The following is an 18941-nucleotide window of genomic DNA, read 5'->3' as shown; positions in this document are numbered from 1 at the left end:
CGGGATTGAATACGGACAGGTCCGCGAGCGAAGAGGCGCGTCTCGGCGCGCTCGACGCCTACCGAGTGCTCGACACGTCGCCGGAGCGGGGCTTCGACGACATCGTGACGCTGGCGACGCAGCTCTGCGACACGCCGGTGGCGCTCGTCAGCCTCGTCGACCGACATCGGCAATGGTTCAAGGCGCGGGTCGGGTTCGAGCCCTGCGAGACCGACCTCGATTCCTCCGTCTGCCGCCACGCGCTCGGGATGACCGACATCCTCGAGATCGAGGACCTGACCCTCGATCCGCGGACGCGGAACAACCCGCTGGTCACCGGCGAGCCGCATCTGCGCTTCTATGCCGGCGCGCCGCTGAACACGCCGGACGGGCTGACGCTCGGCACGCTCTGCGTCATCGACAAGCTGCCGCGGCCCGGCGGTCTGGCGGAGGCGCAGCGCGTCGGTTTGCGCGCCCTGGCGAACCAGGTCATGTCGCAGCTCGATCTTCGGCGCGCCGTCGCGGAGCGCGAGGCCGACCGGCAGGTCGCCCTCGTCGAGGCGGCACGGCTGGAAGCGATGATCGCGACGCAGCAGGCCGTCGCGACGGCGAAAGCCGATCTCGGGGTGGTGTTCCAGGCCATCGTCGACGGCGCGCTCCGGATCGTCGACGCCGCCGAAGGGGCGGTGATCGAGATCCGGGACGGCGACGGTCTCGTCTACGACACCGTGTCGGGCTCCTCGGAGCGGCACCGCGGCATCCGCCTGCCGCTGACGGCGACGCTTTCCGGGAAGGCGGTGAGGCAGGAGCGGCCGCTCTATTGTCCGGACACCCGGAGCGATCCCGAGATGGATCATGCGCTCGCCCGTGAACTCGGCATCCGCTCGATGGTCGTCGTGCCGGTGACGCGCCGCGGCGAGCCGATCGGCGCGCTCAAGGTCCAGTCCGCGCGGCCCGACGCCTTCTCGCCCCGCGATCTGGTGATGACGCAGATGCTCGCCGGCCTCGTCGCGTCCGCCTTCGGCGACGTCGCCGAGGTGAAGTCCAGACGGGCGTTGCGCGCCGCCGAGAACCGCTACCGCCGCACCTTCGAGAGCGTCACCGAGTTCGGCGTCGTCGTCACCGATCTCGACTGCACGATCACCGAGTGGAACACGGGGGCCGAGCGCATCTTCGGCTGGACGGCGGACGAAATCGTCGGCGAGCACGCGGGAACGTTCTTCACGCCGGAGGACCGCAGCGCCGGCCGGGTGAAGGTCGAGATGCGGCAGGCGCTTCGCGACGGCCAGGCCGTCGACGAGCGCTGGCACCTCCGGAAGGACGGCTCGCGCCTCTACGCCAGCGGCAACATGATGCCGCTGCGCGACGACGACGGCACGCATCTCGGCTTCATCAAGATCGTCCGCGACCGCACCGAGCAACACTTGGCGGGGCTCGAACTGGTCAAGAGCCAGCACGACCTCGTGGCGAGCGAGGCGAAGTGGCGCGGCCTCTTCGAGAACTTGCACGAGGGCTTCATCCTCGGCCGGGTGATCCGCGACGCGGCCGGCCGGGTCACGGACTGGCGCTACGAGGAGGTCAACCGCGCCTGGGGCGAACTCGTCGGCATCCCCTCGAGCCGGGCGGCGGGCCGGACGATCCGCGAACTGTTCCCGGGCATCGAGGATGCTTGGGTGATGGAGTTCGGCGCGGTCGTCGAGACCGGCGAGACGATCCGCTTCACGCGGCAGGTCGGTGCGCTCGATCGCTGGTACGACGGCGTCTGCCAGCCGGCGGGCGACGACCGCTTCACCGTCATCTTCATGGAGGTGACGGACCGCGTTCTCGCAGACCGGCGTCGCGAGGCGCTTCGCGAACTCAGCGACGCGCTTCTCGTCGCCGGCGACGCCGAGGCGATCCCGAACGTCGCGGCCGAGGTGATCGGCCGCGCCCTCGGCGTCGGACGGGTCGGCTACGGCACGGTCGCGGACGACGGCGAGACGTTCACCGTGCCGGCCGACTGGACGGCGGACGGCTATCCGAGCCTCGCCGGCACCTACCGGATGTCGGACTACGGCGGCTACGCGGCGGATCTGCGCGAGGGGCACACGGTCGCGATCCCGGACATCCGGCTCGATCCGCGGACGGCAGCCGACACCGGACCGCTGGAAAGCGTCGCCGTCCGCAGTCTCGTCAACCATCCCGTCGTCGAGCGCGGCCGCACGGCCGCGATCCTCTACGTCAACGACGACGAGCCGCGAAGCTGGACGGCGGAAGAGGTGGCCTTCGTCGCCGACGCCGCCAGCCGGGTCCGCACCGCACTCGAGCGCCGCCGGGCGGAAGAGGAACTGCGCGAGGCGCAGGAACGGCTGGGACTCGCCGTCGCGGCGACGGACATCGGCACGTTCGACTTCGATCCTCGCACGAACGACCTCCGCTGGGACGAGCGCTGCCGTGCCCTGTTCGGCCTGCCGGCGGGCGCACCGGTCGGCTACGACACGTTCCTGAGCGGCCTGCATCCGGCCGACCTCGACCGGGTGGAGGCGGCGGTCGCCTGGTCGCTCGATCCGGCCGGCGACGGCGGCTACGACGTCGAGTACCGGACGGTCGGCCTCCGGGACGGCATCGAGCGATGGGTCGCGGCGAAGGGGCAGACCTTCTTCGAGGATGGTCGGGCCATCCGGTTCATCGGCACGGTGCGCGACGTGACGGCTGCCTGGGACGCGGCACGCGAGATCCGCGACAACGAGGAGCGCTTCCGCCTCGCCGCCGAAGTCGGTGACGTCGGCGTGTTCGACCTGAACCTCGGCACCGGCGCGCTCGTCTGGGACGATCGGGTGCGTGCCGCCTTCGGCGTCGGGGCGGGCCGAACCATCGGACGGGACGAGAAGCTGGCGGCGGTGCATCCGGACGACCGCGCCGCGTTCGAGGCGATGTTCGCCGCGACCATGGCGGGGGGCAAGTTCGATCTCCAGTTCCGCACCGTCGGCATCGACGACGCCGTCGTCCGCTGGGTCGCCGTCCAGGGACGGATCATCGGGGATGGCGGGAGCAGCCGGAACTTCGTCGGGGCGGTGCGCGACGTGACCGAACGCGTCGCCGCCGAGGAACGGCGCAAGGTGCTGAACGCCGAGCTGGCGCACCGCCTGAAGAACACGCTGGCCCTCGTCCAGTCCATCGCGACGCAGACGCTGCGGACCGCGCCCGACATGGTCGGCGCGCGCAAGGCGCTGACCGACCGCATCGGCGCCCTGGCGAAGGCGCACGACATCCTGCTCTTCGGGCAGCGGGACGCGGGCGACATCGGGAGCATCGTCCGCGCCGCGGTCGCCTTGCACGACCCGGGCGGGCGCGTCCGCCTCGACGGACCCGAAGTCGACCTCGGGCCGAAGGCGGCGCTGACGCTCTCGCTGATCGTCCACGAACTGGCGACCAACGCGGTGAAGTACGGGGCGCTGTCGGGCGACGAGGGACAAGTCGACGTCGACTGGTCGGTGCGGAAGGCGCCGGGCGACGGCAGGCTGGATCTGACGTTCGAATGGCGGGAGTTCGGCGGGCCGCCTGTGCTGCCGCCGACGCGCAAGAGCTTCGGCACGCGGCTGATCGGCATGGGCCTGTCGGGCACGCTCGGCGGCTCGTCGGAGCTGACCTACGCCCCGGACGGCGTCCGCTGCCGCATCACGGCATCGCTGGCGGAACTGCAACTGGCGGACGAGCCGGACGCCGTCTGACCGTCTGACCGGTCGGAAAGATCGGCCTGCCGCTCGCCCGGCTGCAACCGAGACTGCATGCCCGGCCAACGACCGCGGCGATCGGCGAGGCGCCGACCGGGTAACCGCCTGCGCATCCCGTGCGCTTCGCCGCGACGCCGTCTTCGAGAGCGCGAGAATTTCGCGATCGTCGTCGCCGATCCGGCCGGCGCGATCACCGATTGGAACCGCGGCGCCGAACGCGCCGTCGGATGGACGGCCGACGAGACGATCGGCCGGACGGCCCCTTCACCTTTTCGCGCGCACCGCTTCGACGAAGGCGCCGAGCACGGGGCGCATCTGGCGGCGCGTCGGGTAGTAGAGGTGGAAGCCCGGGAAGGGCGGCGTCCAGTCGGCGAGCAACCGGACGAGCCGTCCGCTCGCCAGATGGGCCGCGACCTCGTGGTCGAGCAGGTAGCCGACGCCGAGGCCGGCGAGCGAGGCTTCCAGCATCAGGTCCGGCTCGTTGAAGGTCAGCGGCCCGGACACGCGCACGTCGAGGCCCTGGCCGTCCTTCTCGAACTCCCAGGCGTAGATCGTTCCGGCCCCGACCATGCGGTAGTTGATGCAGCGGTGCCCGATCAGGTCGCGCGGGTGCCGGATCGCCTCGCGGCCGGCGAGGTAGGCGGGCGCGGCGACCACCGCCATGCGGAGGTCCGGGCCGACCCGCAGCGCGATCATGTCCTGTTCCAGCTTCTCGCCGAGCCGGATGCCGGCATCGAAGCGGTCGGCGACGATGTCGCGATAGGCGTAGTCGATCAGCACCTCGACCACTGCGTCCGGATAGGCAGCGGTGAAGGCCGGCAGGACGGGGCGGATCACCGCCTCGTAGGCCTGGCGCGTCGCGGTGATGCGCAGGGTTCCGGAAACCTGCGTCCGGCCGCGGTCGATCCGGTCGAGGGTGCCGGCGATCGCGGCCAGCGCCGGCTCCAGTTCGGCGATGAGCGTCTCGCCCGCTTCCGTCGCCGAGACGCTGCGGCTGTTGCGCTGGAGCAGCCGGTAGCCGAGCCGCCCTTCCAGCCGCCGGATCGTGTGGCTGAGGTTGGAGGTGGAGGTGCCGAGCGCGGCGGCGGCGCGCGTGAAGCTGCCGGCGCGGGCGACCGCCGCGAAGGCCGCCAGATCGTCGAGGCTGGCTCCGGGCATCGTGCGATCCTGTTCAACGAGCCTTGCGAAACCATCGGTCTAATCGAACGCCGCCGCCCTCGCTACCTCGTGGCCGAGCCGACAGACACGCGAAGGAGATCGCCATGCTTGCTCAGGATGCCGTCTGGTTCATCACCGGTTGCTCGCGAGGCCTCGGCCGGGCGCTGACCGAGGCGGCGCTGGCTGCCGGCTACCGCGTCGCGGCGACCGCGCGGCGCGCGGCGGATGTCGCCGATCTTGTCGCCTCGGGCGGCGAGAGGGCGCTGGCGCTCGAACTCGACGTGACCGACAAGGCGCGGGTCGCCGCGGCGGTCGCGGCGGCGACGGCCCGGTTCGGGCGCATCGACGTCCTCGTCAACAATGCCGGCTACGGCTATCTCGGCGCGATCGAGGAAGGCGAGGACGAAGGCGTGCGCGCCTTGTTCGACACCGACCTCTTCGCCCCGGTCGAGCTGATCAAGGCGGTGCTGCCGCAGATGCGCGCCCGCCGCAGCGGCCATATCGTCAACGTCTCGTCGATCGGCGGTCTCGTGACCTATCCGGGCGTCGGCTACTACAACATGGTCAAAGCGGGCGTCGAGGCGCTGTCGGACGCGCTCGCCAAGGAGGTCGCGCCGCTCGGGATCGGCGTCACCGTTGTGGCGCCGGGAGCCTTCCGGACGGACTTCCGCGGTCCGGAGTCGCTGAAGCTCGCTCCGAGCGAGATCGCCGACTATGCCGAGACGGTGGGTAGGGCGCGGGCCGGGACGCAGGCCGGCCACGGCCGGCAGCAGGGCGACCCCGCCAAGGGCGCGCGAGCGATCATCGCCGCCGTGGAGTCGGAGCGTCCGCCGGTGCACCTCCTCATCGGCGGCGACGCGCTCGATCAGTTGCGCGCCAAGCTCGACGACATGCGCCGCGAAACCGACGCCTGGGAGAACGTGACGCGCGGCACCGACTTCGCCGACTCGGATAGGGGCTCGTAAGACCCGAACCGCCGTCGCGTCGCGGCGAGACGGTTGTGGGCGGGCCGAGCCGCGACGGGGACGTCACGGCCCTGCATCGCCCTGACGTCGCCTTCGGCATGTCCGGCCCTGCCGAACCCGCCGAAAGCGGGCGCCGCACTCGCAGACCACCCGGCTGCGTCGCCTTGCAGCATTCCGGGGACGCCGTTCATGCAGGCGGCATCATCTCGCCCGCCGGAACCGGCTTCGGCAGGCGATTGGATGCCGGGGCGAGCGGACAGACATAGGCGCTCGAATAGCAGCACGACGGGTTGTAGGCGAAGTTGAAGTCGAGGACGATCGAACCGGAAGCGTCGCGGCCGAGGTCGGCGCCCTTGATCGTATCGAGCAGATATCGGCCGGCCCCGTATGTCGTGCTGCCGTTTGTGGCGTCCGCGAACGGCAGGAACACGCCACCGCCGTAGCCCTCGACCCAGAACAGGGTCAGCTCGCCGCCGAGCGAGGCGGCCAATCCGGCGGTTCGGGCGAACGAGCGGAGGGAGACCGTGCCGTCAGCCCCGACTTCGAGGGGCGTCACCACGCTCTCGACCGGCGAGACGCCGACCCGGAAACGCAAGGCCGGGTCGTAGGCGAAGAACGGCAGGCCGACGAAGCCGCGTCGGGCGTCCGGTTCCAGCGGCGATTGCGAATGGTTGGCGAAGAGGTCGTCGCGTCCCGCGCGCCAGTCGCTCCAGGCCCGGCGAGGATCGGGTTCGGCTTCCGCCGCAGCATAGAGGCGCGTGACCCGTCGCCGCCAATCCCAGAGAGCCAGCGCTCCCTCGTCCCAGCTTTCACTCATCGCTTCCAAGCCTGACGCCGGCACCCCGAGGGTCCGCCGATACCGCCTTCGAACCTATTCGATGGTCCGCGTCGCGACGTAGACGACCCGTTCCGGCTCGACGATCGTCGGCGTGCCCTCGAGGTCCGACGTCTGATCGGTCGGAATGAGCAGATAGGGCGCCTTGCCCTCGCCATCGAAGGTCAGCGGCTTGCCGAGCTCTTTCGCCGCTTGTTCGAGAGCGTCGTCGGGATCGTCCTGAGCGATCGTGCAGACGGCGTTCCCGGTCGCATCCAGCAGTGTGTATTTGGCCATGCCACCCTCCCGAAGTGGAAGCGTAGCTAGCGCGCGTCGGATCGGGAGTCAGGGGCGCCAACCCGCCGCAGGCAGCGGATGCGACCGGTCGAGGCGCCCGACGTTGACGATTCGCATCCAGGAGCACCGCATGGCAGACGACACCGCAGTTCAGGCCCGACGCCGCGAGATGGCCGCCGAGCACTTCCTGTTCAAGCTGATCGAATACGTCGAGACACGGCATCCGGGCCTGATCGACCATATCGAAGCCAGCCTCGACCACCTCGGCGATCCGGCACGAGACGAAACGAAGGACGACGAGGCGGTACGCGGCATCGCCCGCAAGATGCTGACCGGCGCGCGGCACGAGGTCGAAACCTAGCCGATGGTCGATATCCGTGAGCTCCGGGCTTCGAGGCGAGCGCTCGGCGGCGCCGACCATGTTCACGTCGAGCGCCCACCGGCGGGGCGCTTCGCGACGAGCGGTCGATCGGGCGGGAACGGCGACGCCACGTTCCGGATGCCGGTGTCGTCTGCTACGTTCGCCGCTGCAGTCGAGGCCGCCGGTGCTTGGGCGACCGGGCATGGCGTGGCGAAAATCCACCGTGGCGGCGGAATGCCGTCGCCCAGCAGCGCATGGCGACCCGATGCCTGAGAACGATCAATACCCGCAGCACCGCCGCGGCCGCTTCGGCGGCATCGGCCTAGCGATCGTCGCGTTTGCGGTGGCGGTTCTTGCGGTCGTCTTCTATCAGGATCGAAGCCAACCGACGGCTCCGGCCAACAGCGCGGCGCCGCTGGATCAGACGGTGACGGGCTCGATGCCCGCCAACCCGAACATCCTCGTGCCGCCGGGATCGGGCAGCCAGTCGCCGACGCCGCCCTGACGCCGAGCCTCTTCCCGGTCAGATGACGAGGAAGTCCTGGTGGGTGAGGGCTGGATGGCCGCCGAGCGTGGCGAACTGGACGGCGGCACCATTGCCCGAGCCGTCGGCATCGTAGAACAGCTTGCCGCTGGCGGTATCGTAGACGATGCGGTCATCGGCCTGCATGGCATGCCCGCCGGCGTTCGCCGCGAACGCGTCCTCCGCCAGCACGCCGGTCGTCGTCAGGGCGGTGAAGACGGCGTGGTCGAGCTGAAGCAGGTCGTTGTCGCCGGAAACGTTGTGGAAGTCGGCGATCTTGTCGACGTTGCCCTTGCCGGGCGAAGTGTCGAACACGAAGGCGTCGTCGCCGAGACCGCCCGTCAGCTTGTCGTTGCCGGCACCCCCGAACAGCCGATCGTCGCCGCCCAGACCCGACAGCTTGTTGTTCCCGGCGTTTCCGACGATCGTGTTCGCCAGGTCGTTGCCTGTCGCCTTGATGCCCGACGCGCCCGTCATCGTCAGGTTCTCGACATTCGCCGCAAGCGTCAGGGAGATGCGCGCGAAGACGGTGTCCGTTCCGGCGCCCGCCGCCTCGACCACCTTATCGCGCTTGTTGTCGACATAGTAGACGTCGTTCCCTTGGCCTCCGGACATCGTATCGGCGCCGGTGCCCCCGTCGAGGCTGTCGTTGCCGCCGTTTCCGTCGAGCTTGTCCTTGCCGGCATAGCCGCGCATGACGTCGTCGCCTTCGGTTCCCTGCAGGGCATCGGCCGACGCCGTACCTTCGAGCAGCGCGCCCGGCATCGTCGCGGGGGCGGCGACGCTCGGACCATAGAGAGATTGGATCGCCGCTATGTCGCTGGCGGAGACATCGGTCTGACTACCGAGGTATGGGTACATGATCGATGTCGGCTCGTCGGAATGGTCGAGACCGATCGCATGGCCGATCTCATGCACCGCGACGGCGTAGAAATTGAAGCCCTGCGAGTTGCCGTCGACGTTCCAGGTGTCGCCTCGATCGAACGCGATCTCGGCGTAGGTCGTGTGGGTGCCGGACATCTGCCAACTCGCCACGCCCAGCGTGCCGCCGACGCCGTCGAGACTGTCCCAGCCCAGCCGGATGTTCGCGGCCGCACTGTCCGCGATCTCTTGGAAATCGACCTTGGCGATCTTCTCCCACGTGTCGAAAGCCGCCTTGACCACGGCCTGATAGGCCGTTGCATCGATCACGGCGTCGAAACCGAGGAGCCGCGCCGCCGAAGTCGCGAAGCTCCAAGTCACCACGCCACCGGACGTGCCAGTGCCGGTGCCGCCCCACTTGGTGCCTGTGAAGGGAACAGTCATGCCGGATCTCGTCTCGTCGCACTGGGCGGGACGGCATTCTTGCGGCAGCAACCTTGCGGGCGGATGAACCGGGTCGTTCGACTTGTCGGCTATCCTCCGTTGGGGTCGAACTCGGCTCCGGCGCCTGGAACGCCGGCATCGCGCAACGCTTCCGCGTCGCATCGCGAGGACGAGCCTGCGCGGCAGGTCCTTCTTCCGGACCAGCACGGACGGCACTCGCCCCTGTTCACCAATCGACCGTGGTGCCGTCATAGGCGAAGAAGCCGCCGCTGCTTTCCGGCGCCAGCCCATCCAGCACGCCGAGGAGAGCGGCAGCCGATGCCTCCGGCGTGAGGCGTTCGCGGTCGCCTGCGAACGGGTCCGACAGCCGCGTCGCGACCGTTCCGGGATGCAAGGCCACCACGACGGCGAGCGGATGGGTGCGGGCGATCTCGATCGCACCGGTCCGCACGATCTGGTTCAGCGCCGCCTTGGATGCCCGGTAGGAGATCCAGCCGCCGAGCCGGTTGTCGCCGATCGAGCCCACCCGAGCCGACAGGGTCGCGAACAGCGAGCGCCGGTCGCGGGGCAGCAGCGGCGCGAAATGCTTGAGAATGAGCGCCGGTCCGATGGCGTTCACCGCGAACTGCATCGCCATGCCGGCGGGATCGAGGGCGCGCAGCGACTTCTCCGGCCCGTAGCCGTCGATCACCAACGCACCTGTCGCGTCGAACACAAGATCGATGGGGCCCGACGAACCGGCATCCCTCACACGGGCGGCGACCGACGCTTCGTCGAGAAGATCGAAGCCGTTCGCGCGGGACAGGCCGACGACCTCGCCGCAGCGCGGATCGGCCGCGAGCAGAGCGGCGAGCGCCGAGCCGATGCCGCCGGTGGATCCGAGCACGACCGCCCGGTAACCGTCGCGCAGCGAGGTCGGTATCGCCCCCGTCACGCCGGGTATCCGGCGATTGTCGCCATATGGCGCCATTGCAGGATCCGATAGAGGACGATCCCGTCGAAGAAGCCGCCGAGCCCAGGCCCGAACAGGATGCCGGCGGCTGTCGGGAACCGCGTCGTTTTCCGATCCATGTGCCGGCGCCGGTCGATTGTCCTCGGTCCGGAAGGCATGGCGGGAGTGGATGTTCCGAACGTCCCGTGGATACGACGGATCGGCTGTCATGCATCCCGCCGCGATGTAGACTGCCGCTTTCATCTGGGAGGATGCGTCATGCAGTGTCCGGTATGCGGTGCGCCGGTCGAGGATCGCCCGGCAGCCAACGCCAACGCGAAGACCATATCCTGCGAGGGTTGCGGCACCTTCGATATCTCGAACCTCGCCCAGACGGCGCTGACGCGGATGGACAACTACCACCGGCTTCAGGCGCTGCGGTACGCGCAGACCAACGCGCTCGCGGGCAGGTTCCCATATATCCACGGCATCGGCTGACATTCCCGGTGCCGGACAAGGCTGGGAAGGCGGAAATCCGGTTACGGCTCGGCGTCCCCGGCAGCGGTCGGAGGTTCGATCCAGTTCAGCCGATATCCGACGCCGGCTTCCGTCGTGATGCGGCGGGGGGCGGCGGGATCGTCCTCCAGCTTCTGCCGGAGGTGACCGACATAGACGCGCAGATACTGCGTGTCGGCCTCGTTCGCCTTGCCCCAGATCTCGCGCAGCAGGCTGGCATGGGTCACCACCTTGCCGGCCTGCCGGAGAAGCACGGCGAGAAGGTCGAACTCGCGCGGGGTCAGCTTCACCTCGCACGCGCCCTTGCGCACGATGCGGGTCTCCGTATCGAGCGACAGGTCGCCGGACACGAGAGGTCCGGCGGGGACGGGTTGGCGATGACGCAACGCCGCGCGTATCCGCGCCATCAGTTCGCCGACGCCGAAGGGCTTCTCGACGAAATCGTCGGCCCCGAGATCGAGGGCGCGGATCTTCTCCGATTCCCGATCCCGGGCGGACAGGACGACGATCGGCACGTCGTCGCCCGAACGCCGCAGCCGTTCGATCACGTCCTTGCCGTCGATGTCGGGCAGGCCGAGATCGAGCACGATGATCTCCGGTCGCCTTTCCGCCGCGAGCGCCAGCGCCTGCGTGCCCGTCGTCGCCTGGATCACGCGGTAGCCCTCCGCGGTCAGCGACGGCTTCAGGAAGCGGTGGATCGCCGGCTCGTCGTCGACGACGAGGACGCTGGGCTGCATCATTCCCGGTGCCTTTCTCCGGCGGGCAGAGCGATCCGGAACGCCGCGCCGTGCCGGCCTGACTCGTCCGGCAGAAGCTCGATCGTGCCGCCATGCGCCTCGACGATACCCCTGGCGATGGCGAGGCCGAGTCCGGCGCTCTCGCCCCCGTCGCCGCCCGGCCGCCGCCCCGTCGTGAACTTCTCGAAGACGTGCGGGCGCAGGTCGTCCGGAATGCCGGGCCCGTCGTCGGCGATCTCCACCAGCGCCACGCCGCGATCGTACGTCGTCGCGAGCGTCACGCGGGCCTCCGCACCGGCATGGCGGACCGCATTGGCGACGACGTTGCCGAGCGCCTGATCGAGCAGCGTGCCATCGGCGTGGACCAGGACCGGATCCTCCGGCAGACGGACGTCGAACGCTTGCGTGGCGCCGCGCCGCCTGGCGACCTCGACGGCGCGGTGGAGGGTCTCGCCGAGATCGATCCAGTCGCGGTTCAATTCCAGCGCGCCGGCTTCGAGACGGGTCATCGACAGGAGGTTGCGCACCATCATGTCCAGATGGCGCGCTTCGTCGCGCACCTGGGCGAGGAGGTCGCGGCGCGAGGCGGCCTCCAGCCGGTCCTCGTAGTCGAGAAGCGCGGTGGCGGAACCGAGGATCGAGGCGAGCGGCGTGCGAAAATCGTGGCTGATCGAGGCGAGAAGGATGTTGCGCACCCGCTCCGTCTCGGCCGCGGTGCGGACTTCGTTCACCTCGCCGGCGAGATGGGCGCGATGGATCGCCGCCGCCGATTGCTCCACCAGGGCGTCGAGCAGTGTCCGCGTCTCGACGCCGAGGGGCGGCGCATCGGCCGAGACTTCGACGCCGAGCACGCCGACCTGCCGCCCCGGGCGGCCGAGCGGCAGGAACGTCCAGCCGCAACCCGGCAAGGTGCCGGTGCCGCCGCCCGCCGGCTCGTCGCGATCGAACGCCCAGCGGGCGGCGGTGCGCGCGGCCGTGTCGAGCCGGTCGTCGGGCGGCCACGCGGCGGCGATGGCGAGGTCGCCGCCCTCCGGAACGAGGACGACGCAAGGGCGACCGAGCGCGGCGTTCACCTCGCTTGCCGCCGCTTCCGTCACGGCCTGGGCGTCCGGCAGCGCGGACAGCGTCTTCGTGAACTCGTAGAGACGGCGGCCCGCCCGCGTGCGCTGCGCCGAGGCGCGCATCTGTTCGCGTGCCCGGCCCGCGACCGCGGAGATCGCGACGGCGACGATCAGGAAGACCGCCAGCGCCAGAAGTTCGTGCGGCCGCGCGACGGTGAACGAATAGGTCGGGTCGATGAAGAAGAAGTTGTAGGCGGCGAACGAGAGCATCGAGGCGAACACCGCCGGCCAGACGCCGTAGGCGATCGCCGGCACGAGCACGGCGAGCAGGTAGAGCATCGAGACGTTCGGCAGCGGCACGAAGCGAAGCAGCACCGAACCGAGCGCGGTCGCCGCGGCGACGGAGGCGAGCGCCGCGGCGTAGCCGGCCGCCGGAGCCGCCGCGGGAAGCTGCCGTCTCCGCGTCGGCGCGACGGGCTCGGCGGTGAGGACGTGGATCGAGATGCCCGAGGCCCGCTTGACGAGAGCGTCCGCGAGGCTCCGCGCGAACCAGCCGCGGCGAAGCCCACGTCCGCGCGTCTTGCCGACGACGATCTGCGTGACGTTCTCGTAGCGCGAGAGGCGGAGAAGCTCGCCGGGAAAGTCGGAGGCGACGAGGTTCTGGGTTTCGGCGCCGAGGCTTTTCGCCAGTTGCATGGCGGCCTGGATGCGGGCCGCATCGGCCTCGTCCAGCGTCGCGCCCGGCCGCTCCACCGTGACGGCGAACCAGGGCGCGTCGAGGAGGTCGGCGAGGCGCCTTGCGGCGCGCACCAGCCGCTCGGCCTCCTCGTCCGGCCCGAGGCAGACGAGCAGCCGCTCGCCCGCCGCCCAGGGACCCTCGATCGCCCCGCCCTGCATCCGTTCGAGGAGGTCCGAGTCGACGCGGGAGGCCACCTGCCGCAGCGCCAGCTCGCGCAGCGCCGTGAGGTTCGACGGCTTGAAGAAGTTCTGCGTCGCCCGCGTCGCCGTGTCCTCGACATAGACCTTGCCCTCGGCGAGGCGCCGAATCAGCTCGTCCGGCGGCAAGTCGACCAGCACGATCTCGTCGGCGACGCTCAGCGTCGTGTCGGGCACGGTCTCGCGCACCCGGACGCCCGTGATGCGCTGCACCACGTCGTTGAGGCTCTCGACGTGCTGAACGTTCATCGTGGTCCAGACGTCGATCCCGGCCTGGAGCAACTCGGCGACGTCCTGCCAGCGCTTCGGATGGCGCGACCCCGGCACGTTGGAATGGGCGTACTCGTCGACAAGCAGCAGTCCGGGTCGGCGGTCCAGGGCGGCGTCGAGGTCGAACTCGCCGATCAGCCGCCCCTTGTAGGGAATGCGCTTGCGGGGCAGCAGCTCGAGGTCCGCGACCATCGCTTGCGTGTCGGCGCGCCCGTGCGTTTCGACGATGCCGACGAGCACGTCGCGGCCCGCCGCCTTCGCGCCGCGCGCCGCCTGGAGCATCGCGAAGGTCTTGCCGACGCCGGGCGCGGCGCCGAGGAACAGCCGCAGCCTGCCGCGCTCCTCGCGGGCGGCGTGGGCGAGCAGGGCCTCCGGCGAGGCTCGCGGCGCGTCATCCTTCATGGCCGGACATCCAGGCGGGAGAACGAGCGAAGAGGGCGTCGGCGAACGCCCCCTCGCTCTCATCCCTATATGCGCTCGCCCACGCGCATGGTCGACGGATCGAAGCCACCGACGGCCGCTCAGCCGGTCGGCGAAGCCGAGGCGGACGGCGTGCCCGCCGGCGCGGCGGGGGCGGGAGGCGTCGCGTTCGGCGCGGCGGCATCGAGGGCGAGGTTCGTGGCCAGGACGTTGACGCGCGGCTCGCCGAGAACGCCCAGCGTGCGCCCCGTCGTGCTGGCTGCGATCAGGCGGCGCACGGCCTCCTCGGGAACGTTCCTCGCCTTGGCGATGCGGGGCACCTGCAGCTCGGCGAAAGCGGGCGAGACGTCCGGATCGAGACCGCTGCCCGAGGTGGTGATCGCGTCGGCCGGCAGGATCGAAGCGCCTGTCGCCTCCTGCATGGCCGCTGCGTCCGTCTTCAGGCGCTCGGCCAGCTTGGCGCTGGTCGGCGCGAGATTGGTGCCGGACGAGGCCGAGGCATCATAGCCCGTGCCCGCTGCGGAGGGACGGGGATGCAGGTAGCCCTCGCCCGCGAACGACTGACCGATCAGCGACGAGCCGACCGCCTTCCCGTCCTTCAGAAGGAGGCTGCCAGCGGCCTGGCTCGGGAAGGCCGCTCCCGCGATGGCGGTCATCGCGGCAGGATAGAGCAAGCCGAGGACGACGGTGAAGAGGCCGACGAGGGTCGCCGCAGCGCGGATTTGCGAAAACATGGATGCGTTCCTTCGAAGGGGTTCAAGCGAGACCGAGGCCGGAGACCGCGAGGTCGATCGCCTTGATGCCGACGAACGGCACGAGGATGCCGCCGAGGCCGTAGATCAGGAGATTGCGCCGCAGCACGGCGGCGGCGCCTTCGGCCCGGTACGGGACGCCGCGGAGCGCCAGCGGGATCAGCGCGACGATGACGAGGGCGTTGAAGATCACCGCCGACAGGATCGCGCTTTCCGGCGAGGCGAGGCGCATGACGTTCAGCACGCCGAGCTCGGGGATCGCCGCGACGAACAGCGCTGGGATGATGGCGAAGTACTTCGCCACGTCGTTGGCGATCGAGAAGGTGGTCAGGCTCCCTCGCGTCATCAGGAGCTGCTTGCCGATCCCGACGATCTCGATGAGCTTCGTCGGGTCGGAATCGAGGTCCACCATGTTGCCCGCCTCGCGGGCGGCCTGCGTGCCGGTCTGCATCGCGACGCCGACATCGGCCTGCGCGAGGGCAGGGGCGTCGTTGGTGCCGTCGCCGCACATCGCGACGAGCCGGCCGTGGCGCTGCTCGTTGCGGATATAGCTGAGCTTGTCCTGCGGCGTCGCTTCCGCGATGAAATCGTCGACGCCGGCCTCCGAGGCGATGGCGGCGGCCGTCACCGGGTTGTCGCCCGTCACCATCACCGTGCGGATGCCCATGCGGCGGAGCTCCGCGAAGCGCTCCTTGATGTCCGGCTTCACCACGTCCTTCAGGTGGATGACGCCGATGAAACGGCCGTTCTCGGCGAGCCCGAGCGGTGTGCCGCCCGACTTGGCGATCCGGTCCACGGCCGCCGTGAAGGCGGCGGGCTCGGCGACGGCGTGGCCGGCGCTTTCGTGCACGAACCGGCGGATCGCATCGACCGCGCCCTTGCGGACGCGCCGGCTATCCATGTCGACGCCGCTGAGGCGCGTCGCCGCCGAGAAGGGGATGAAGGCGGCATCGCCCAGCCGGGCCGCCGGGACGGACAGGCCGTAGCGCTCGCGCGCGAGGGTGAGGATGGAGCGGCCCTCGGCCGTCTCGTCGGCGAGCGATGCCTCGACGGCGATCTCCGCGGCCTGCGTCTCGGTGACGCCCGCGACGGCGACGAACTCGGACGCCATGCGGTTGCCGAAGGTGATCGTGCCGGTCTTGTCGAGCAGCAGCGTGTCGACGTCGCCCGAAGCCTCGACCGCCTTGCCGGACATGGCGAGGACGTTGTGGCGGATGAGGCGGTCCATGCCGGCGATGCCGATGGCGGACAGGAGACCGCCGATCGTGGTCGGGATCAGGGTGACGAGCAGCGCCACCAGGATCGGCACCGAGATCGCGGCCTCCGAATAGGCCGAGAAGCCGGTGAGCGTCACGACCGCGATCAGGAAGATCAGCGTCATGCCGACGAGGAGGATGGTGAGCGCCAGCTCGTTCGGCGTCTTCTGCCGCTCGGCGCCTTCCACCAGGGCGATCATCCGGTCGAGGAAGGACGACCCCGGCGCGGCGGTGATCCTGACCACGATCCAGTCCGACACGACCGTGGTGCCGCCGGTGACGGCCGAGCGGTCGCCGCCGGCCTCGCGGATCACGGGGGCGGACTCGCCGGTGACGGCCGCCTCGTTGACGGAGGCGATGCCTTCGACGATCTCGCCGTCGCCGGGGACGAGGTCGCCGGTCTCGACGAGGACGTGGTCGCCGACCTTGAGGTCCAGCGCCGACAGGGGCTGGACGTTCCGGCGGTCCCTCGGATTCGCCATCCGCTTCGCGACCGTGTCCGTCCGCGCCTTGCGAAGGCTGTCGGCCTGTGCCCGGCCGCGCCCTTCGGCGATGGCCTCGGCGAAGTTGGCGAAGAGCACCGTGAACCACAGCCAAGCCATGATCTGACCGGTGAAGAGCAGCGGATTGCCCGCGACGACGTCGCGGACGAACAAGACGGTGACGACGGCGGCGACGACTTCCGTCACGAAGATCACCGGATTGCGCAGCAGCGCCGCCGGGTTGAGCTTCCGGCAGGCATCGAGAGCGGCGCGACCAACGAGGTCGGGGCGGAAGGCGGATGGGGCGGCTTGTGAGGCCATGGGAAGGGTCCTTTGGTCGGATCGCCCGGGCGATCGACGGAGCGGGAGGGAATGGTCGGGCGCCGGGGCGCCCGAGGGGTCCCGCGGCGGGACCGGGGTGGCGGTCAGAAGGTCTTGCCGGACAGCATCTGCACCTGTTCGGCGATCGGCCCGAGCGCCAGCGCCGGGAAGAACTGGAGGCCGCCGAGGATCAGGATGATGCCGACGAGCAGGCCGACGAACAGCGGCGTGTGGGTCGGAAAGGTGCCCGCCGAAGGCGCGAGCCTCGGCTTCGCCACCAGCGATCCGGCGATCGCCATCATCGGCACGATGTAGGCGAAGCGGCCGAGCAGCATGGCGAGGCCGAGCGTCGCGTTCCACCACGGCGAGTTGGCGCTGAGGCCGCCGAAGGCCGAGCCGTTGTTCCCGGCCGCCGAGGTGTAGGCGTAGTAGATCTCGCTGAGCCCATGCGGTCCTGCATTGCCGAGCCCGGCGAGGGCGGCCGGTAGCACGGCGGCGACGGCCGAGAAGCCGAGGATCGCGACCGGCAGGATGAGGATCGCGAGCACCGCCATCTTCATCTCCTTCGCCTCGATCTTCTTGCCAAGATATTCGGGCGTCCGCCCGACCATCAGCCCGGCGACGAAGACCGAAACGATCGCGATCACGAGGATGCCGTAGAGTCCGGAGCCGACGCCACCGGGAAGGATCTCGCCGAGCATGATCAGCACCATCGGCACCATGCCGCCGACCGGCGTGAACGAGCCGTGCATGGCGTTCACCGCGCCGTCCGACAGACCCGTCGTCACCGCCGCGAACATCGCGGACGCGGCGAGGCCGAAGCGGACCTCCTTGCCCTCCATGTTGCCGCCGGCGGGATCGAGCCCGGCCGCCGCCAGGACGGGCGTCCCGGCGCTTTCCGCCCAATAGGCGACGCCGATGCCGGCGACGAGGATCACGCCCATGGCGGCGAGGATCGCCCGCGCCTGCCGCTTGTCGCCGACGAGGCGGCTGAAGGCGAACACCATCGCGGTCGAGACGACGAGCATCTGCCAGATGGTCAGGGCGTTGGAGAGGGGCGAGGGGTTTTCGTAGGGGTGCGCGGAATTGGCGTTGAAGAAGCCGCCGCCGTTGGTGCCGAGCTGCTTGACGGCGAGCTGCGAGGCGACGGGCCCGAGCGCTATTCTCTGCTCGGGTCCCTCCACGGTCCGCACCGTCGCCGACACCGCGAAGGTCTGCGGCGTGCCCATCGAGACCTGCCAGAGCGCGGTGACGATCGCGAGCGGCAGCAGCACGTAGAGGGTCGCACGGGTGACGTCGGTGAAGAAGTTGCCGACCGTCTTCGCACCGGAGCGGGCGAAGGCGCGGACCAGCGCGACCGCCAGCGCCATGCCGGTCGCGGCCGACAGGAAGTTCTGCACGGTGAGGCCGGCCATCTGCGACAGGTGGCTCATCGTCGTCTCGCCGCCGTAGGACTGCCAGTTCGTGTTCGTGACGAAGGACACGGCGGTGTTGAAGGCGAGGTCGGGCGACAGGCCGGAAAACCCTTGCGGGTTCAGCGGCAGGACGCCTTGGAAGCGCAGCAGCAGGTAAAGGAGAAGGAAGCCGCCGGCGTTGAAGACCAGCATGCCCAGCGTGTAGCCGAGCCAGCTCTGCTCTCTGTTGGGATCGACGACGGCGAGGCGGTAGAGGCCGCGCTCCACCGGCCCGAGCACGGGCGACAGGACATTACGCTCGCCCGCGAAGACGCGCGCCATGAGGGCGCCGAGCGGAACGGCAGAGACGAGTACGGCCGCGAGGATCAGGACGATCTGCAGCCAGCCAACGATGGTCATGGTGGTTTCGACTTATTCGATGCCGCTCAGAACCGTTCGGGACGGACGAGCGCGAAAACCAGATAGGCGGCGAGGAGACACGCGACGGCACCGCCGAAGAGGAGGTCGAACATCGTCAGGCCTCCCCGGCCCAGCGGGCGTAGCCGCCCATCAGGACGAAAAAGCCGAGACCGACGGCGAGGTAGAGAAGATCGAACATGCGAGCCCTCCTTTCAGGGATCGCCCTTCGATTGGCGCGGATGCGCGTAAAAAATCCATACGAGATTTGCTTGCTTGGTCCGGAGCGGAAGCCGTTGCGCCGGTTCGGGCCACCAGGCGCGACCGCAATTA

Annotated in this window: 16 protein-coding genes and 2 pseudogenes; 6 read left to right on the top strand and 12 right to left on the bottom strand. The window is 70.0% G+C overall.

The genetic code is table 11. From position 1 onward, the window contains the following. Nucleotides 1-5 precede the first annotated feature (5 nt). Nucleotides 6-3689, top strand: a complete 3684-nt coding sequence (locus tag F6X38_RS05680; RefSeq protein WP_161992640.1) for a PAS domain S-box protein — start codon at nucleotides 6-8, stop codon at nucleotides 3687-3689. Nucleotides 3690-3746: 57 nt separating this feature from the next. Continuing rightward, a pseudogene (locus F6X38_RS24265) lies at nucleotides 3747-4004 on the top strand (PAS domain S-box protein); the annotation flags it as partial. Here F6X38_RS24265 and F6X38_RS05670 read toward each other — a convergent pair. Then, a complete protein-coding gene (locus tag F6X38_RS05670; protein ID WP_150968629.1) occupies nucleotides 3957-4850 on the bottom strand; it encodes a LysR family transcriptional regulator in 894 nt (297 codons plus the stop codon). The pseudogene F6X38_RS24265 and the gene F6X38_RS05670 sit on opposite strands and share 48 nt — an antisense overlap. A gap of 104 nt (nucleotides 4851-4954) precedes the next feature. Between F6X38_RS05670 and F6X38_RS05665 the strand changes: the two genes are divergently transcribed. Further along, complete coding sequence (locus tag F6X38_RS05665) at nucleotides 4955-5815, top strand: oxidoreductase (RefSeq protein WP_150968628.1); 861 nt, start codon at nucleotides 4955-4957, stop codon at nucleotides 5813-5815. Between the two features lie 187 nt (nucleotides 5816-6002). Here the strand turns inward: F6X38_RS05665 and F6X38_RS05660 are convergent, their stop codons facing one another. Further along, nucleotides 6003-6632, bottom strand: a complete 630-nt coding sequence (locus F6X38_RS05660; protein ID WP_150968627.1) for a DUF1684 domain-containing protein — start codon at nucleotides 6630-6632, stop codon at nucleotides 6003-6005. A 54-nt stretch (nucleotides 6633-6686) separates the two neighbouring features. Then, a complete protein-coding gene (locus F6X38_RS05655) occupies nucleotides 6687-6926 on the bottom strand; it encodes a hypothetical protein (protein ID WP_150968626.1) in 240 nt (79 codons plus the stop codon). A 130-nt stretch (nucleotides 6927-7056) separates the two neighbouring features. On the opposite strand from F6X38_RS05655, the gene F6X38_RS05650 reads away from it, so the two are divergent. Both F6X38_RS05650 and F6X38_RS05645 read left to right on the top strand, forming a co-directional pair. Next, the gene (locus F6X38_RS05650) at nucleotides 7057-7287 is read left to right on the top strand and encodes a hypothetical protein (protein WP_150968625.1); all 231 of its coding nucleotides are present in this window, start codon (nucleotides 7057-7059) and stop codon (nucleotides 7285-7287) included. Between the two features lie 265 nt (nucleotides 7288-7552). Further along, a complete protein-coding gene (locus F6X38_RS05645) occupies nucleotides 7553-7792 on the top strand; it encodes a hypothetical protein (RefSeq protein ID WP_150968624.1) in 240 nt (79 codons plus the stop codon). Nucleotides 7793-7810: 18 nt separating this feature from the next. Here the strand turns inward: F6X38_RS05645 and F6X38_RS05640 are convergent, their stop codons facing one another. From F6X38_RS05640 to F6X38_RS05630, 3 genes and pseudogenes are all read right to left on the bottom strand, one after another. Next, nucleotides 7811-9115, bottom strand: coding sequence for a matrixin family metalloprotease (locus F6X38_RS05640; protein ID WP_161992639.1), 1305 nt, complete (start codon nucleotides 9113-9115; stop codon nucleotides 7811-7813). A gap of 226 nt (nucleotides 9116-9341) precedes the next feature. Further along, nucleotides 9342-10085, bottom strand: coding sequence for an SDR family NAD(P)-dependent oxidoreductase (locus F6X38_RS05635; RefSeq protein WP_150968622.1), 744 nt, complete (start codon nucleotides 10083-10085; stop codon nucleotides 9342-9344). Next, nucleotides 10052-10186, bottom strand: a pseudogene (locus F6X38_RS05630) (DUF2243 domain-containing protein); the annotation flags it as partial. The pseudogene F6X38_RS05630 and the gene F6X38_RS05635, both read right to left, overlap by 34 nt. Before the next feature lie 139 nt (nucleotides 10187-10325). On the opposite strand from F6X38_RS05630, the gene F6X38_RS05625 reads away from it, so the two are divergent. Next, on the top strand, nucleotides 10326-10544 hold the full coding sequence (locus F6X38_RS05625) for a hypothetical protein (RefSeq protein WP_150968621.1): 219 nt from the start codon (nucleotides 10326-10328) through the stop codon (nucleotides 10542-10544). A 41-nt stretch (nucleotides 10545-10585) separates the two neighbouring features. Here the strand turns inward: F6X38_RS05625 and F6X38_RS05620 are convergent, their stop codons facing one another. The 6 genes from F6X38_RS05620 to kdpF all read right to left on the bottom strand — a co-directional run bounded on the left by F6X38_RS05620 (nucleotide 10586) and on the right by kdpF (nucleotide 18724). After that, nucleotides 10586-11302, bottom strand: a complete 717-nt coding sequence (locus tag F6X38_RS05620; protein WP_150968620.1) for a response regulator — start codon at nucleotides 11300-11302, stop codon at nucleotides 10586-10588. Next, entirely contained in the window at nucleotides 11299-13968 is a 2670-nt protein-coding gene (locus tag F6X38_RS05615; protein WP_150968619.1) for a sensor histidine kinase, read from the bottom strand. Before F6X38_RS05615 ends, F6X38_RS05620 begins: the two co-directional genes overlap by 4 nt. A gap of 119 nt (nucleotides 13969-14087) precedes the next feature. Next, the gene (gene kdpC, locus F6X38_RS05610; protein WP_150968618.1) at nucleotides 14088-14720 is read right to left on the bottom strand and encodes a potassium-transporting ATPase subunit KdpC; all 633 of its coding nucleotides are present in this window, start codon (nucleotides 14718-14720) and stop codon (nucleotides 14088-14090) included. A 22-nt stretch (nucleotides 14721-14742) separates the two neighbouring features. Next, a complete protein-coding gene (kdpB, locus tag F6X38_RS05605; RefSeq protein WP_150968617.1) occupies nucleotides 14743-16797 on the bottom strand; it encodes a potassium-transporting ATPase subunit KdpB in 2055 nt (684 codons plus the stop codon). A 104-nt stretch (nucleotides 16798-16901) separates the two neighbouring features. After that, the gene (kdpA, locus tag F6X38_RS05600; protein ID WP_150968616.1) at nucleotides 16902-18611 is read right to left on the bottom strand and encodes a potassium-transporting ATPase subunit KdpA; all 1710 of its coding nucleotides are present in this window, start codon (nucleotides 18609-18611) and stop codon (nucleotides 16902-16904) included. 26 nt (nucleotides 18612-18637) lie between these two features. Then, nucleotides 18638-18724 carry a K(+)-transporting ATPase subunit F gene (kdpF, locus tag F6X38_RS05595; RefSeq protein ID WP_150968771.1) on the bottom strand — a complete coding sequence of 29 codons (87 nt, stop codon included), beginning with the start codon at nucleotides 18722-18724 and terminating at the stop codon, nucleotides 18638-18640. Between the last annotated feature and the right edge of the window lie 217 nt (nucleotides 18725-18941).

The organism is Plantimonas leprariae, from assembly GCF_008802405.1.
Taxonomy (GTDB): Bacteria; Pseudomonadota; Alphaproteobacteria; order Rhizobiales; family Rhizobiaceae; genus Plantimonas; species Plantimonas leprariae.
This window is presented reverse-complemented; position numbering and strand designations above follow the sequence as displayed.